Genomic DNA, 14,775 nt, shown 5'->3' with positions numbered 1-14,775 from the left:
GCTCCCCCTGGTGGAATGCGGACCGTGCGTGGCCACAATAATAAACCGAGTACGCGGTCTATTATTGCGCGGCGGGGACGGCCGACGCGACCCGAGCGAGGGCACCGGACCGCCGGGCGAAGCAACCGGACGCAAAGCCAATGGACGAAGGGCGGCAGCGGCATGAGGAAGATCGACCCGGCGAAGCACCGGGCCCGGCGCCAACACATCCTGCACACCGCAGCCCAACTCTTCGCCGCCAAAGGCTTCGAGCGCACCACCACGGCGGAGATCTGCAAGGCAGCCGGTATGAGCTCCGGCAACCTGTTCCACTACTTCCCCAACAAGCGCGCCATCTTCCACGCCATCTTCGAGGACGACGGCGGGGAAGAAGGGGAGAGCAAGGCCGAGCGACTCGCCCGCGCACAGGCGAGCGACGACCCCTGGGGAGCGCTGCTGGAGGTCGTGGATCTCCTCACCGTCGACGCGATGGACCCCGTGGCCCCGCCGCTGGTCATGGAGGCCGTCGTGCAGGCCCACCGCGACCCCGAACTCGATGCGCTGCTCGGCCGGGACAGCGCCCAGGAGCACGCCGCCGTCACGACCCTGCTCACCAGGGCCGCGGCCGCCGGCCAGATCGACGCCGCACTGGACCCGCACGACGCCGCGGCCTGGGTGCTGGCCCTGATCGGCTCGCTCTACACCAGCGCGGCCACCGACCCGACGTTCCGGCCCGCCGAACAACTACCCGTCCTGCGCCTCATCCTCCAGCGCTTCCTCCAGGCCCCACCGCGCGATGTGCACCCGCCGCACCCGCCGCAGGTGTAAGCAGGTGTAACAGGCGCAAGGGGCACAACGGGTTTACCGGGGCGCGGACTCGGCGTTCACCGTTTAGCGCTCGTCGGCGTCGGCGTCGGCGTCGGTGTCGTCGGCACGCGACCGAGGCTTGGCCCGCACATGGATGCGCTCACCCTGCCGACCGAAGAGACTGAGGACCTCCACCGGGCCGTCGCCCGTACTCCCGAACCAGTGCGGCAACCGCGTGTCGAACTCGGCCGCCTCGCCCGCCCCCATGACCAGATCACGGTCGGCCAGCACCAGCCGCAGCCGCCCGGCGAGCACATACAGCCACTCGTACCCCTCGTGCGTACAGACATCAGGCGTGCTCCGGGTCGCCGGAATCACCATCTTGAAGGTCTGCAACGGGCCCGGATGACGGGTCAGCGGCAGCACCGTGGCGCCGTGCAGGTGCCGCGGTTTGAGCCGGACCCGCGGATCACCGACCTCAGGAGCCCCGACCAACTCGTCCAGTGGCACCTGATGGGCCTGCGCGATCGGGAGCAACAACTCCAGACTCGGACGGCGCTGCCCGGACTCCAGGCGGGACAAGGTGCTCTTGGAGATTCCCGTGACCTCGGCGAGCGCGGACAACGTGACCCCCCGGTCGGTCCGCAGCCGCTTCAGACGCGGACCGACCTCGGCGAGGGCATGGGAAATGGCGGCTGAGTGTTCCACACCCGCCATTGCACCGTGCCGTTCCCGGATTCGGCAACAAAGATTGCTGAGAATGCGACGGATCGCGCAGCCTGCGGGCGGAGGTGATCGCGATGAGCGAAACGAACAACGGCCCCGACAGTGGGGCCGAGAACCCTGCGCACGGCGCTTCCATGCACCACGCCGGCAACCCGGCCCGCGACACGGAGTGGGACGTCGTGGTCGTCGGAGCCGGCGCGGCCGGACTGAACGCGGCCCTGGTCCTGGCCCGCGCCCGCCGACGCGTGGTGGTGATCGACGGCGGAGCGCCCCGCAACGCACCGGCCGACCGGATGCACGGCTTCCTCTCCCGGGACGGGATGCCACCGGCAGCCCTCCTGGAGGTCGGCCGAGCCGAACTGGCCACCTACGGAGCCGAACTGCTCACCGGCCAGGCGACCGAGATCACGCCCGCCCTCGGCGTACGCCTCGCGGGCGGCCCCGAGCTCCGCGCCCGCCGCGTCCTGGTGGCCACCGGCCTGCGCGACGAACTCCCCGCGATCCCCGGCCTACGGGAGCGATGGGGCCGGGACCTCCTGCACTGCCCCTACTGCCACGGCTACGAGGTCCGCGACCAGCCGCTCGGCGTGCTCGGCACCCACCCGGGCTCGGTCCACCACGCCCTCTTGCTGCGACAGTGGTCGCCCGACGTCGTCTTCTTCCCGCACACCATGGACCCGACCGACGACGAACGGGAACGGCTGACGGCGCGCGGCGTGCGGATCGCCGAAGGCACCGTCACCCGCCTGGTGACCGAGGGCGACCGGCTGCGCGGGGTCGAACTGGCCGACGGACGCGTGGTGCCGCGCGCCGCGGTCTTCGTCGTCCCGCGGATGGTGCCGCACGACGCCCTGCTCACCGCACTGGGCTGTGCCCGGAACGAGGACGGCTGGGTGAGCACCGACCCCTCGGGCCGGACCAGCGTGCCCGGGGTGTGGGCCGCGGGGAACGTGGTCGATCCACGGGCGCAGGTGGTGACGGCCGCCGGCATGGGGGCGGCCGCCGCCTTCGCCCTCAACCTCGATCTGGTGGCGGAGGAGGTCGAGCAGGCCGTCGCGGAACACCGCGCACCGGCGGGAGCGGACCGCTGACCAGGGCCGCGAGCGGGCCGCTGGCCCGCGGCCACGGGCGAGCCGCCGACCCGCGGCCATAAGCGACGCAACGCACCGGAGGCAACCGCACTCCGACCTCCGGTGCCCCGCTCCCCGGGCGCGGGCCGAGCCGCCTACCGCCGCCCGCTCCACCGGCTGGCGGACGGCGCGGAACCGCCGCCAGCCGCCAGCCGGCGCTGCTGGTGCCGGCGCGCCGCGGCATCACCAGGACCGCCCCGCTCCGCGAGCCGCTCCGAAATACGGTGCTGGACCGTCTCGGACCGCTTCCCGCCGTACTTGAACTTGGCCCGTACGTCGTGCACTTCGAGGCGCAGCCCACGGATACCGGACAGCTGCCGCCCGTACGGGGCCGCGCCGGCCACGATCGGGGCCGATCCGCCGGCCGGCTGGAAGTGCGTCATCTGGCGCTGGAGCAACTCGGCCTTGGCCTCCGGATCGTCCACCACATGCGCCGTACAGACGAGCTGAACCGCGGCGTAGAAGCTGGTGGGGACCCCGTGCTCGGGCGGCTGGCCCTCGTCCGCCTGCCAGGGGCCGGGGATGAAGGTGTAGTCGTCGACCACGCTCAGCAGGACCGTCGGTCGATCCTCCAATGCGGGCCACAGGGGATTGGGGCGGGCGAGATGGGTGACGGCCTCGCGGCGCGCGGGGTCGTAGGCGAAGTGCAGCGGCTGCACCCACGGGGGGTCGCCGGGGGAGCCGTTGACGGCGAGCTGTCCGAAGTCGTGGGCGGTGAGCCACTCCTGCCATTCGGCGTCGTCGGTGGGGGCGTCCCAGGGATGGATGAGCATCGGCGATCCTCAGCGGGCGGAGAGGTAGGCCGGCGCGGAGATGCCGGGAGCGAGGTCGTCGGCCGGTATCGGAGCGCCGTACACGGGAGAGACGGGCAGCACGCCGCTCCAGTGCGGGAGGGCGAGGTCCTCGAGCTCGTCGTTGGGGCCGCCGGTGCGGATCTTCGCGGAGACCTCGTGCAGATCGAGGCGGAGCACGGCCGTGGCGGCCAACTCCTTGACGTTGGCGGGCCGGGAGTCCGCGGCGCGGCCGGGCAGCACGTGGTTGACGAGGGCATCCAGAGCGGCCGTCTTCTCGTCCTCGTCGGTGACCTGGTGGGCGGTGCCGTGGACCACGACGCTGCGGTAGTTGATGGAGTGGTGGAACGCGGACTTGGCGAGGACCAGGCCGTCGACGTGGGTCACCGTGAGGCAGACCGCCAGACCGGGGTCCGCGCTCTGCTCGCCGGCCATCCGCAGCGGGCGCGAACCGGTCGAACCGTGCACATAGAGACGGTTGCCGACCCGGCCGTAGAGCGTCGGCAGGACGACCGGGGCGCCGTCGCGCACGAAGCCGAGGTGACAGACGTAGCCCTCGTCGAGGATCGCGTGCACCGTCGCCTCGTCATAGCGGGCGCGCTCCCGGGACCGGGTGGGGGTGGTGCGCTCCGTCGCGGCAAAAGACGTACCCTCAGCCATTGCGAACTCCATTGCACTAGTACATAATCAACTTTGTGCTAGGAGAATATCGGATCGAAGGGCGGCGCGCATCGGACATTGCCGCAAGTGTGGAGCGAGCCGTCGGTGCGGGCGAGCTCCAGCCAGGCGAAGTCCTGCCCCCGCTAAGGGAGTTGGCTGTCTATCTGGAGGTGAATCCCAATACGGTCGCAGCCGCATACCGCACGCTCCGCGACCGCGGAGTGATCGAAACGGCCGGCCGGCGCGGCAGCCGGGTCCGCCCCAGGCCCGCCAGCACCTCACGTGAAGCACTGAGAGCGGTGGCACCACCCGGCGTACGGAACGTCGCGGACGGCAACCCCGACCCGACCCTGCTCCCCTCACTGGAAGAGGCACTGGCCGAGGCCGCCGCACGCAACACCCGACGCCCCGTCCTCTACGGCATGCCCGCCGTCGACGACGACCTCGAAGCGCTCGCCCGAGCCGCCTTCACCCGCGACGGCGTGCCAGAAGGCCCCATCGCCGTCGCCAGCGGATCACTCGACGCCATCGAGCGCGTCCTCGCGGCACACCTGCGCCCCGGGGATGCCGTGGCGGTCGAAGACCCCGGCTGGGGCAGCCTGCTGGACCTCATCCCCGCCCTCGGCCTTCGCCCCGTACCCGTCGGCGTGGACGACGACGGCCCGATCCCCGAGCGCATGGCGGCGGCACTCAACGACGGAGCCCGCGCGGTCGTCGTCACCGACCGCGCACAGAACCCCACCGGCGCCGCCCTCAGCGGCCCCCGCGCCGTCGAACTCCGCACCCTCCTGAGCCACCACCCCGGAGTGCTCCTCATTGAGGACGACCACGGCCACGGCATAGTCGACCTCCCACTGCACCCGCTCTCCGGCGTCACCGACCACTGGGTACTCGTCCGCTCGACGGCCAAGGCCTACGGACCCGACCTACGCCTCGCGGTACTCACCGGCGACACCGTCACCATCGACCGGGTCGGCGGCCGCCAACGCCTCGGCCCCGGCTGGGTCAGCCACCTGATCCAACACGCGGTCGCACACCTCTGGAGAACGACCGCAATCGACCCCAAGGCCATCGCCGGCGCATACGGCGAGCGACGGGACGCCCTGATACAGGCCCTGAAAGAACGCGGAGTCCCGGCGCGCGGCCGCAGCGGAATGAACGTCTGGGTACCGGTCCCGGACGAGACCGGCACGGTCGCCCTCCTCGTGCACTACGGCTGGGCCGTCGCCCCCGGCGCGCGCTTCCGCATGCAATCCCCGCAAGGCATCCGGATCACCGTCTCCGGCCTCACCGCCGATGACATCAACCCCCTGGCCGACGCGGTAGCCGAGGCGAGGGGGAGGGGGGAGGCGCGGAGGTATGAGTGAGGGGTGGGGGTGTAAGGGAGGGGAGGGGAGGGGAGACAGAGCCTTCTGGCGCTCGGCTTCAGCTTCGGCTTTGGCTTCGGTGGTGCGGTGGACGGGTGGTTGTGGGTGGCTACGGGGTACGCGGCTTGCTCTGGGTGAGTGCGGCGCCGGCCAGGACGATGAGGGCGCCCAGAGGGGTGTTCCAGGTGAGGTGCTCATTGAGGAGGGCCACGCCGGACACGGTGGCGATGACGGGGATGAAGTAGGTGACCATCTGAGCGGTGGTGGGGCCGACTTCCGCGACCATGCCGTACTGCAGGAGGAAGGCGACGCCGGTGCCGAGGGCGCCGAGGGCGAAGACAGCAAGCAGTGGCATGAGGGGGAACGAGGTCGGCATCGGGGTGAACAGCGCAGTGACCACGGCCAGTTGGAGAGTGGCGAGCAGCAACTGGGTACTGGACATGGCGAGGTGTGAGTGCTTGTCCCGGGCGAGGGTGCGGCGGACGTAGATCCAGCCGATGGGGTAGCTCAGCGAGGCGCCCAGTGCCATGGCGGTGCCCGTCAGGTCGGTGCCGGAGAAGCCCTGCCAGGCGCCGAGGACGGTGAGTACGCCCAGGAATCCGATGCCGAGCCCCGCGACCCGGCGCCGGGTGGGGCGGTCTTCCGAGAGGGCCACGACCGACAGTGCCATGCCCCACAGTGGCGAGGTGGCGTTACAGATGCTGGCCAGGATGGAGGGGATCGTCAGCTCGGAGTACGCGAAGAGCGAGAACGGTAGTGCGTTGAGGAGGAACGCGGCGACCGTGAGGTGGCCCCAGGTCCGCGCCGAGCGCGGGAGCCGTTCCCGTTTGATCACGAGGAACACCAGCAGCACCAGCGCGCCGAAGGCCACCCGCCCCAACGTGACCTGCAACGGCGCGAACCCCTCGGTCCCCACCTTGATGAAGAGGAAGCTGAATCCCCAGACCAGGCAGAGGACGGCGAACCGGATCTGCCAGGCGAAGGTGCGGCGCGCGGGCCCGTCCTGGGTGGAGCCAGAGACGACCGAGGCCCTGTCGGCGAGTGCTGGCGCCGGCGTAGGCCCGGGGGCGGGGGCGTCGATGGAGGTGGCGGGCGCGGTGGCCGCGTCGGTGGTGCTCATGGCGTCTACGATGCAGCGATTCAAATTTGTAGCACAAGTGATAATTAATGGCAGGTATCGCTTAGCATTGCTTATATGTTGAACCTTGATCGGCTACGGGCACTGTCTGCGATCGCTCGGCACGGTTCGGTCAGTGCGGCCGCCGAGGGGCTGCATGTGACGACGTCGGCGGTCTCCCAGCAGATCGCCAAGCTGGAACGCGAGACGGGGCAGCAACTGCTGGCGAAGAACGGGAGGGGTATCCGGCTGACCGACGCCGGACGACTGCTTGCCGACCATGCGGCTCGGATCCTCTCCCAGGTGGAGCTGGCGCAGGCCGAGCTGGAAGCTCATCGTGGTCGGCCGGTGGGTGAGCTGAGGATGGGTGCCTTTCCGACCGCGGTGCGCGGACTGTTCCCCACTGCACTCGCCGCACTGCGCGCCGAACACCCCAAGCTCCGCCCGCGGTTGCACGAGATGGAGCCGGACGACTCGGTGCGCGGCGTGGTCCGCGGTGACCTCGATGTGGCCGTCGTACTGGACTGGTACAACCGGCCGTTGTCACTGCCCGACGGGTTGGCGAAGGCACCGTTGCTGGACGATCCGTCCGATGTGGCGATGCCGTCGGACCATCCGTTGGCCGGGCGGCAGTTCGTCGAGCTGGAGGAGTTCGCGGATGATGAATGGATCTCCTGGCCGCGGGCGGAGTTCTGTCATGACTGGCTGATGTTCACCCTGCGCAGTAAGGGTGTGGAGCCCCGTATTGCGCATATGGCCGAGGAGCATCAAACCCAGCTCGCTCTGATCGCTGCGGGGGTGGGCATCGCGGTGTCGCCGCGGCTGGGGCGGGGGCCGGTGCCGGAGGGCGTGAGCGTGGTGCCCGTACGCCATCCCATGCGGCGCCACGTTTACGCCATCTGGCGCGCGGATGCCGACCGTAGGCCCTCGATCCGGGCAGCCGTGGCGGAGCTTCGGAAGGCCGCGGAGGCGGTGGATGCCGTGGACGCCGGGAGGGCAATGGGGGACGGCCAACCGCCGAGTGGGGGAGGCGGCTGAGGGGTTGGGGGTGATTGACGGGGCGGGACAGGGAGGCGGGCTGTGGGCGGTGGCTCTTGGGTCCCGCTGGTCTCGCTTCGCCTCCCCCTCCCCCCGCCCCACCGCCCCCCGCCCCTCCCCACCACCATCCCTGGACTCCCTCTCCCGCAAGGCAGCGTCATCTGCCGTGCCCAGGCCGTGCGCAGAAAACCCCTCCGGTCCGTGTCTGGCGCGCCCCGCCCGCCCCAGCGCCGTAGCAACCCCCTCCAGCCCCTGCCATCCCCCCACTCCGCGCCTGGCCGCATGCAGTGCTGATTCCCCTGCCGGCAGTACGAGTTCACCTCCAGCCCGTACCGGCAACCTCAACCAGGCCAGCGCCGCCCCCCGGAACGCCCTTCACCCAGTTGCGGAGTCCGGGCGGGCGATGTCCTGGATGATTCCTAGTTTGAGCAAGTCCTGCGGTCGGATGTGGAGTTGGTCGGCGGTGTGATGGATTTCGTCCGGGCCGCGTTTGAGGATGGCGGCGGCCATTTCCGGGGCGATCACGGAGAAGTAGCTGTCGGGGGTGGCCCAGAGCCGGTTCGGGGCGGCCAGGGCCAGTGCGCCGCCCGAGCCACCTTCACCGATGAGGAGCGAGGTGACCGGGACGCGGGCGGCGGCGAGCGCGGCGAAGGTGTCGGCGATGGCTGCGCCGGCGCCTGCGCGTTCGGCATCAGCGTCGTTGGCGGCGCCCGGGGTGTCCACGAGGGTGAGGACCGGGATGCCGAGCCGGTCCGCGAGTCGTATCAGCCTGGTCGCGGTGCGGAAGCCGGCCGGGCGGGTGGCCGTGCCGCACTGGGCCGCGAAGGCGATGGTGCGGCCGTCACGGTGGCCGAAACCGCAGCGCATTCCGGGGTCGCGCCCGCCGCACCGGTCGCCGCTGATCTCCTCCCAGTCGTCGAAGTACGCGCGCAGATACGCCTCGGCGCGCGGGCGCCGGGCGTCGCGGGCCCGCTCCACCGCGTCCCAGCCGGTTTCCGGCAGACCGGTGGTGCCCAGCGCGGACGGAACGGGGGCCGGGTGGGGTGGTTCGGCCAGTGGTGTGGGAGCGGCGCCGAGTAGGTGGAGCCAGCGCTGGAGTGCGGCGCGGAGTGCGTCGGCGGGGACGACGGCGTCGACCTGGCCGGCCGCGAACTGTCCCTCGGCGGAGTATGCGTGGGGATCGGCGTCCGGGGGACGTACGCGTGAGCCGGCGAAGCCGACTTGGGCCTTGGGGAGCGCGAGGATCACATCGGCTCCAGCGCCCAGCGTCGCCCAACCCCCGCCGGTGGTCGGGTCGCGGAGCACCGCGATCTGCGGTAGTCCCGCGGCGCGGTTGAGCGCGGACTGTCGGGCCACCCGCTGCAGTTGCGACAGGGCCCGCATGCCTTCTTGCATCCGGCTGCCGCCCGTGGCGATCAGCGATACGAGGGGTAGGCGCCGCTCGCGTGCTTCGGTGTAGGCGGCCTCCAGCCGGTCGCCGGTGCGTTCGCCGAGGGAACCGCCGAGGAAGCCGAACTCGAAGGACACCACCACGGCTTCGGTGTCGCCGATCGTGGCGAGCGCGGTGAGCACCGACTCCTCCTCGCCGGTCCGGTCGCGGGCGCGCTGCCGGGAGGCGTCGTAACCGCGCCAGCCGAGCGGGCCGTCGGGGGGAGGGGACGGGACGCCCGGTGCGTGTGAGGGTGTGGGGGGCTCTCCTGGGGCGGTGGTGGGGGTGAATTCGGTGTAGGAGTCGGTGACGGCCGCGATGGCTTGACGGGCCGTCAGGCGAAGGCTGGGCAGCGGGGCCGCGTCGCGCGGCGGGTGCTCATGCATCGCCGGCTCCTGCCGGGGGCGCTGCGGCCCGCAGGTCCCGCTTGAGGATCTTGCCCATGTCGTTGCGCGGGAGCGCGTCGAGGAAGTGCACGATGCGCGGCCGTTTGTGGGGAGCCAACTGGTGGGCGACGTGGTCGGTCAGCTCCTGGGCGGAGGGGGGCGGGCCGACGGTGGGGCCGGCCTCGGGCACGATCCAGGCGACGATCCGCTCGCCCAGGTCCTCGTCGGGCTCACCGGTGACGGCCGCCTCGGCGACACCGGGGTGTGCCAGGAGGGCGTTCTCGATCTCGCCGGCGCCGATCTTGTAGCCGCCGCTCTTGATGAGGTCGGTGGCCTTACGGCCGACGATGCGGTAGTTCCCTGAGGGGTCCCGCACGGCCATGTCGCCGGTGCGGAACCAGCCGCCGTCGAAGGCCGCGGCGGTGGCGTCGGGGCGGTTGAGGTACTCGGAGAAGAGATTGGGGCCCCGCACCTGGATCTCGCCGACCGATTCGCCGTCGCTTGCCTCGATGGCCTGGCCCGCGTCGTCGACGAGGCGGACATAGACCCCGGGGAGGGGGACGCCGACCGTGCCGGTGGCGTCGGGGCCGTCCGCGCGCACGCTGGTGTTCATCAGCGTCTCGGTCATGCCGTAGCGTTCGATCACTCGGCGGCCGGTGGCCGCCGTGAGCCGCTCGTGGTCGGTGAGGGGCAGTGCGGCGGAGCCGGAGACCAGCAGCCGGGCGCGGCTCAGCGCCTTGGCGAGGGCCGGATTCTCGCCGGCGTCCAGGGCGAGGCGGTGGTACATCGTCGGTACGCCGAAGAGCATCGTGCCGTCCGCGGACAGCTCCCGGGCGACCGCTTCGGTGCTGAAGCGGCCCAGGTGGTGGACGCTTCCGCCGCGGCGCAGTGGGCCGAGGACGCCGAGGATCAGGCCGTGGACGTGGAACAGCGGCAGAGCGTGGACCAGCACGTCGTCGGCCGTCCACTGCCAGGCGTCCTCCAGTGCGTCGAGGGTGCGGGCGAGGGCACGCCGGGGGAGGACGACGCCCTTCGGCGGGCCGGTTGTCCCGGAGGTGTAGACGATCAGGGCGGGGGACTCGTCGCCCGGCTCCAGGGGGAGCGGAGCGGGCACCGGCTCCTCGGCGGGCGCGGTGACCTCCACGTCGATGCGGGGGAGTGCGGCCAGCGGGCCCGGCAGGGTGGTGCCCGGCTCGGCCAAGACCAGCGAGGGGGCGCTGTCCGTCACGATGTGCGTCAGCTCACGCTCACCGATCTTCGGGTTCAGCGGCACCGCGGCCACCCCGGCGAGCAGTGCGGCGACCACTCCGACGGACGTCTCCAGCGTCGGCGTCGCCCAGACTGCGATCCGGGGCGCGCTGCCGGGGGCGAGTGCGCCGATCCGTTCGGCGAGCGGGCCGGCCACCGCGGCCAGTTGGCGATGGGTGAGGGCACGGTCACCGAAGCGCAGCGCGGGTGCGGGCGAGCCGTCGTGCAGGGCGGGGAAGAGCACGTTCACCGGGTCTCCTTCGTTCGTGTCGGCTGCCGGCCGGATGGGCCGGAGCTGTCCCGATCCCGCACGCGCCGCCGCGCGGAACGGGCTGACGAAGACCACTCTCGCAGAGACCGCCGACGTTGTGATCGACGCGCCGCTTGCCTGTGGATAACTCGGCTTGCGTGACGGGCCGGGGCGCGTGCCGGCGGCGGTCGCGTGAGGCGAAGTGTCGGTGCTCAGTTCGGGATCTTGCGGAAGTCCCAGGACACCACCGACTCGGGCGTCAGGCGCAGCCAGGCGTGCCGGCCGTCGTGCGGCATTTCCTTGAGCCCGAAGTTCTTCTCCGCGAACAGCCTTTCCGGAGTGAGTAGTTCCGGGCAGGTCCTTCCCGTGCGCGGCGCCTCGCCGACGAACTCCGCACGGCCGGTGAGTTCGACGCCGCGCAGTTCCGCGTACTCGTGCCCGTCGTCCACCACCACCGCGATCCGTGGGTCCTTGCGCAGCTGCGCCCACCGCTTGCTCCGGGTGATCGAGTACAGCCAGAGCGCCGTCCCGTCCCAGACGAACCACAGTGCGCCCACGTGCGGCGTGCCGTCCGCATCGACCGTGGCGACCCGGCAGGTCCGCTGCGCGGCCAGAAAGGCGTCGAGCTCCGACGGGGTCATCATGATCCGGCGGCCGCGCCGCTGGGGCGCTGCCGTCCGGGGCGTGCCAGCCGTGCGCGGTGTCTCGGTCATCCTCGCAGCCCTTTCCCCAAGTCTGATGGAGTGTCAGAAATCATGGGGGCTCTTCCTGCCGGACGCAATGGTCGGTACCCTCGCGCCTCCCGACCCGCCGCCCCGGCGCCCGCCCGTAGTGCGCGGACGCCGGGGCGTCTTCCATAGAGGAGAACGCTGATGCCTTCGGATGCCCGGCTCGTCGAGCAGCTGGACCCGGCCACGACCGTGCTGCTCACCGTCGAATGCCAGCGCGGCGTGGTCGGCACCGACAGTGCACTGCCCGAACTGGCCGAAGCGGCCCGCAGCTCAGGGGCGCTGATGCGGATCGCCCGCCTGGTGTCGGCAGCTCACGACACCGGTGTCCAGGTCCTGCACGCGATCGCCGAACGGCGCCCCGACGGCCGCGGCGCCAACCGCAACGCCCGGATCTTCCATGCGGCCGAGCGGCTGCCGGTGCGCCAGACCATCGGGTCGACCGCGGTCCGCGTCGCCGACCCCATACCGGTGTCGGAGCACGACCTGGTGGTGCGCAGACTGCACGGCCTCTCGCCGATCGCCGGCACCGACGTGGACGCACTGCTGCGCAACTTCGGGTGCCGCACGCTCGTCATCACCGGAGTCTCGGCGAACGTGGCGATCCCGAATGCCGTGTTCGACGCCGTCAACCTCGGCTACACGGCGGTCGTTCCGGCCGACGCCATCGCGGGGGTGCCCGCCGATTACACCCCCGCGATGGTCCGCAACACCCTGGCCCTGGTGGCCACCGTGACGACCACTGAAGACGTCCTCACCTGCTGGCAGCACCCACGGCGCGCCCGCTGACCACGCGGCGGGACGGGTCAGCGTCCGGTGGGGTCCTCCTCGGGGGCGGGCAGCGCGCCCATGAGGAAGTCCCGCTGGACGCGCAGCAGATTGGCGTTGACCGCGTCGTCGGCGGGGAGGTGCGTGGCACCGGGCAGCGGCAGCACGGTGTGCGGCCGGCCCGCCGCCAGCAGCTCCGCGGAGAAGCGCAGGGTGTGCGCAACGGCGACGTTGTCGTCCGCCAACCCGTGGACGAGCATCAGCGGGCGGCGCAACAGATGGCCGTGGCCGGTCAGAGAGGAGCGCGCGTAGTTCTCCGGCTGCTCATCGGGGTGGCCCAGGAACCGCTCCTTCCAATGGGTGTCGTACATCCGCTGGTCGGTGGGCGGGGCACCGGCGACCGCGGCGTGGAAGACGTCCGGGCGGTGCAGGACCGCCGCCGCGGCCAGGAACCCACCGAACGACCAGCCGCGGATCGCCACCCTCCCCAGGTCCAGGTCCGGGAAGCGCTCCCCGGCCGCGCGTACCGCGTCCACCTGGTCCTCCAGCGCGGGCCCCATGAGGTCGCCGTACACGGCCTTCTCCCAGACGGGCCCCCGCCCCGGAGTGCCGCGCCCGTCCGTCACCAGGACCGCGAAGCCCTGTTCGGCGAACCACTGGGACACACAGCTGGTCCACCCCCGCGCCCGTATGGCGAGCTGCAACGACGGGCCCCCGTACGGGTCGAGCAGCACCGGCAGCTTCCCTGTGCCCTGCCGGTACCAGGACGGGAAATACAGCACCGCCCGCAACTGCCGTTCCCCGAGGGTGAGGTGGATCTGCTGCGGAACGACCACCGGTTCCTCGGCGAGCGAGGCAATGCCCAGAGAGGAGGGCTGCGCCGGCCCGTGGTCGTCCTGGACGACGTGCACCTCGTGCCCCCGTGGAGTGAGGCCCGCCAGGATGGTCGTCCCACCGCGCCCGACACCGGTCCAGACACCAGGATCTCCGCTCAGTCGGCGGCACCCGGCAGCGGGCTCGTGGCGCCACACATGGGTCTCCGTCGGATCCTCGCTCGCCGTGAACAGCACTCGTTCGCCCTCGACACCCAGGACCGCGCGCAGTTGTAGCCCCTCGGGCGTGACCCGCCGCCCGTCCACGGTCAGCCAACGGGTGTCGCCGTCGTCCTCCGGGAGCACCAGGGCACCGGAGGCCGTCCGGGCCGGGGTGCCGGGCACCAGTTCCACCCAGGTGGGATCGGTTCGCTCGTGCCGCACCTCGGTGGCGCCGGTCACCGGATCGACCGCGAGCGTCCGCAGTACCCGCTGGTCCCGGCTCTGCACGGCCACGAACGGGCCATGCGCATCCCAACCCGCGTCGACGACGTACTCGTACCCGGCGCGGTCCCAGGACACCTCGGTGCGGCCGCCGTCCAGGGTGAGCAGATGCAGCGTCACCTCCGCGTTGGCGGTGCCCGCCGACGGGTAGCGGATCACCTGCGGCGGCCGGGCCGGGTCCGCCGGATCGCTGAGGTAGCGCCGCGCCACCGATGCGGTGTCGGCCCGCGCCACCAGGAGGCCACGGCCGTCCGGGGCCCACCAGTAGCCGCGCGACCGGCTCATCGACTCGGCGGCGATGTACTCGGCGAGCCCGTAGGAGACCTCCGGCCCCTCCGGGCGCGCCAGCTGCCGGTCGTCGCCGTCCAGCCCGACGACGTGCAGCGCACGCCCGCTCACGTACGCGACGTACCGCCCGTCCGGCGACGGCCGGGGATCGACCACCGGCCCGGCCGTCGGCACGGTGAACGGTGCACCACCATCCGTCCGCACCACCCACAGCGCACCGGACAGCGCGAACGCCACCACCCGCACCGCGTCATCGGTCGCGTACCCCACCACGCCGACCGAACGCTCCCGCGCCCGCTCCCGACGCAGCCGTTCCTCCTCGGGGACGTCCTCGGAACCCCCACCCACCAGGAGCAACGGATCGGCCAACAACCGCTCCTCACCTCCCGCGTACTGCCACAGCCGCCCTACGGGATCGCTGCCCGACCCGGTACGCACGAACAGCACCCGTCGCCCGTCGGGAGAGAGGCTGAACTGCCTGGGCACACCGAGGGAGAAGCGCCGGGTGCGAGCGAACTGCTCAGGAAATGGGTCGGAGTTGGCGGCATCGGCGGTGTCGTCCGTGCCTACGGGAGCGTTGGGGGAGTCGCCCGCGACGGTGCCGGTGGTGTGCTTGGTCAGCTTGGTGCGCGTGGTGTCGTCGGTGCCTGGGGTGTTCTCGGTGTGCTCGGTCTGTCGTTTCACGGTGGTGTCCTCCATGGGGTGCAGCAAAGACGGCAGCCGCATACCTGGACAGGTGTGCGTGGT

Annotated in this window: 13 protein-coding genes; 5 read left to right on the top strand and 8 right to left on the bottom strand. The window is 71.6% G+C overall.

Annotated elements, in window-relative coordinates; all coding sequences use genetic code 11:
* Positions 1–162: 162 nt before the first annotated feature.
* Positions 163–807, top strand: coding sequence for a TetR/AcrR family transcriptional regulator (locus ACO0M4_RS35045; protein ID WP_430375110.1), 645 nt, complete (start codon positions 163–165; stop codon positions 805–807).
* 63 nt (positions 808–870) lie between these two features.
* On the opposite strand, the gene ACO0M4_RS35040 is transcribed toward ACO0M4_RS35045, so the two are convergent.
* Positions 871–1,503 carry a helix-turn-helix domain-containing protein gene (locus tag ACO0M4_RS35040; protein WP_430375109.1) on the bottom strand — a complete coding sequence of 211 codons (633 nt, stop codon included), beginning with the start codon at positions 1,501–1,503 and terminating at the stop codon, positions 871–873.
* An 83-nt stretch (positions 1,504–1,586) separates the two neighbouring features.
* On the opposite strand from ACO0M4_RS35040, the gene ACO0M4_RS35035 reads away from it, so the two are divergent.
* A complete protein-coding gene (locus ACO0M4_RS35035; protein ID WP_430375108.1) occupies positions 1,587–2,603 on the top strand; it encodes an NAD(P)/FAD-dependent oxidoreductase in 1,017 nt (338 codons plus the stop codon).
* A 134-nt stretch (positions 2,604–2,737) separates the two neighbouring features.
* On the opposite strand, the gene ACO0M4_RS35030 is transcribed toward ACO0M4_RS35035, so the two are convergent.
* Both ACO0M4_RS35030 and ACO0M4_RS35025 read right to left on the bottom strand, forming a co-directional pair.
* On the bottom strand, positions 2,738–3,415 hold the full coding sequence (locus ACO0M4_RS35030; RefSeq protein ID WP_430375107.1) for an FMN-binding negative transcriptional regulator: 678 nt from the start codon (positions 3,413–3,415) through the stop codon (positions 2,738–2,740).
* Between the two features lie 9 nt (positions 3,416–3,424).
* A complete protein-coding gene (locus ACO0M4_RS35025; protein WP_430375106.1) occupies positions 3,425–4,093 on the bottom strand; it encodes a pyridoxamine 5'-phosphate oxidase family protein in 669 nt (222 codons plus the stop codon).
* A gap of 35 nt (positions 4,094–4,128) precedes the next feature.
* Between ACO0M4_RS35025 and ACO0M4_RS35020 the strand changes: the two genes are divergently transcribed.
* Positions 4,129–5,460, top strand: coding sequence for an aminotransferase class I/II-fold pyridoxal phosphate-dependent enzyme (locus tag ACO0M4_RS35020; RefSeq protein WP_430375105.1), 1,332 nt, complete (start codon positions 4,129–4,131; stop codon positions 5,458–5,460).
* Between the two features lie 109 nt (positions 5,461–5,569).
* On the opposite strand, the gene ACO0M4_RS35015 is transcribed toward ACO0M4_RS35020, so the two are convergent.
* On the bottom strand, positions 5,570–6,580 hold the full coding sequence (locus ACO0M4_RS35015; RefSeq protein WP_430375104.1) for a DMT family transporter: 1,011 nt from the start codon (positions 6,578–6,580) through the stop codon (positions 5,570–5,572).
* Positions 6,581–6,655: 75 nt separating this feature from the next.
* Here ACO0M4_RS35015 and ACO0M4_RS35010 point away from each other — a divergent pair, with 75 nt between their 5' ends.
* A complete protein-coding gene (locus tag ACO0M4_RS35010) occupies positions 6,656–7,615 on the top strand; it encodes a LysR family transcriptional regulator (RefSeq protein WP_430375103.1) in 960 nt (319 codons plus the stop codon).
* A gap of 375 nt (positions 7,616–7,990) precedes the next feature.
* Here the strand turns inward: ACO0M4_RS35010 and ACO0M4_RS35005 are convergent, their stop codons facing one another.
* The 3 genes from ACO0M4_RS35005 to ACO0M4_RS34995 form a co-directional block, all read right to left on the bottom strand.
* Positions 7,991–9,430, bottom strand: a complete 1,440-nt coding sequence (locus ACO0M4_RS35005) for a carboxyl transferase domain-containing protein (protein ID WP_430375102.1) — start codon at positions 9,428–9,430, stop codon at positions 7,991–7,993.
* Entirely contained in the window at positions 9,423–10,928 is a 1,506-nt protein-coding gene (locus tag ACO0M4_RS35000) for an acyl-CoA synthetase (RefSeq protein WP_430375101.1), read from the bottom strand. The genes ACO0M4_RS35005 and ACO0M4_RS35000 overlap by 8 nt, the downstream gene beginning before the upstream one ends.
* Before the next feature lie 212 nt (positions 10,929–11,140).
* Positions 11,141–11,641, bottom strand: a complete 501-nt coding sequence (locus ACO0M4_RS34995) for a pyridoxamine 5'-phosphate oxidase family protein (protein WP_430375100.1) — start codon at positions 11,639–11,641, stop codon at positions 11,141–11,143.
* 159 nt (positions 11,642–11,800) lie between these two features.
* On the opposite strand from ACO0M4_RS34995, the gene ACO0M4_RS34990 reads away from it, so the two are divergent.
* Positions 11,801–12,445, top strand: coding sequence for a cysteine hydrolase (locus tag ACO0M4_RS34990; RefSeq protein ID WP_430375099.1), 645 nt, complete (start codon positions 11,801–11,803; stop codon positions 12,443–12,445).
* Positions 12,446–12,462: 17 nt separating this feature from the next.
* Here the strand turns inward: ACO0M4_RS34990 and ACO0M4_RS34985 are convergent, their stop codons facing one another.
* Positions 12,463–14,712, bottom strand: coding sequence for a prolyl oligopeptidase family serine peptidase (locus ACO0M4_RS34985; RefSeq protein WP_430375098.1), 2,250 nt, complete (start codon positions 14,710–14,712; stop codon positions 12,463–12,465).
* Positions 14,713–14,775: the final 63 nt, after the last annotated feature.

It is taken from the genome of Streptomyces sp. RGM 3693, assembly GCF_050471125.1.
Lineage (GTDB): Bacteria > Actinomycetota > Actinomycetes > Streptomycetales > Streptomycetaceae > Streptomyces.
The sequence above is the reverse complement of the archived record's forward strand: the minus strand, read 5'-3'. Positions and strand labels throughout refer to the sequence as shown.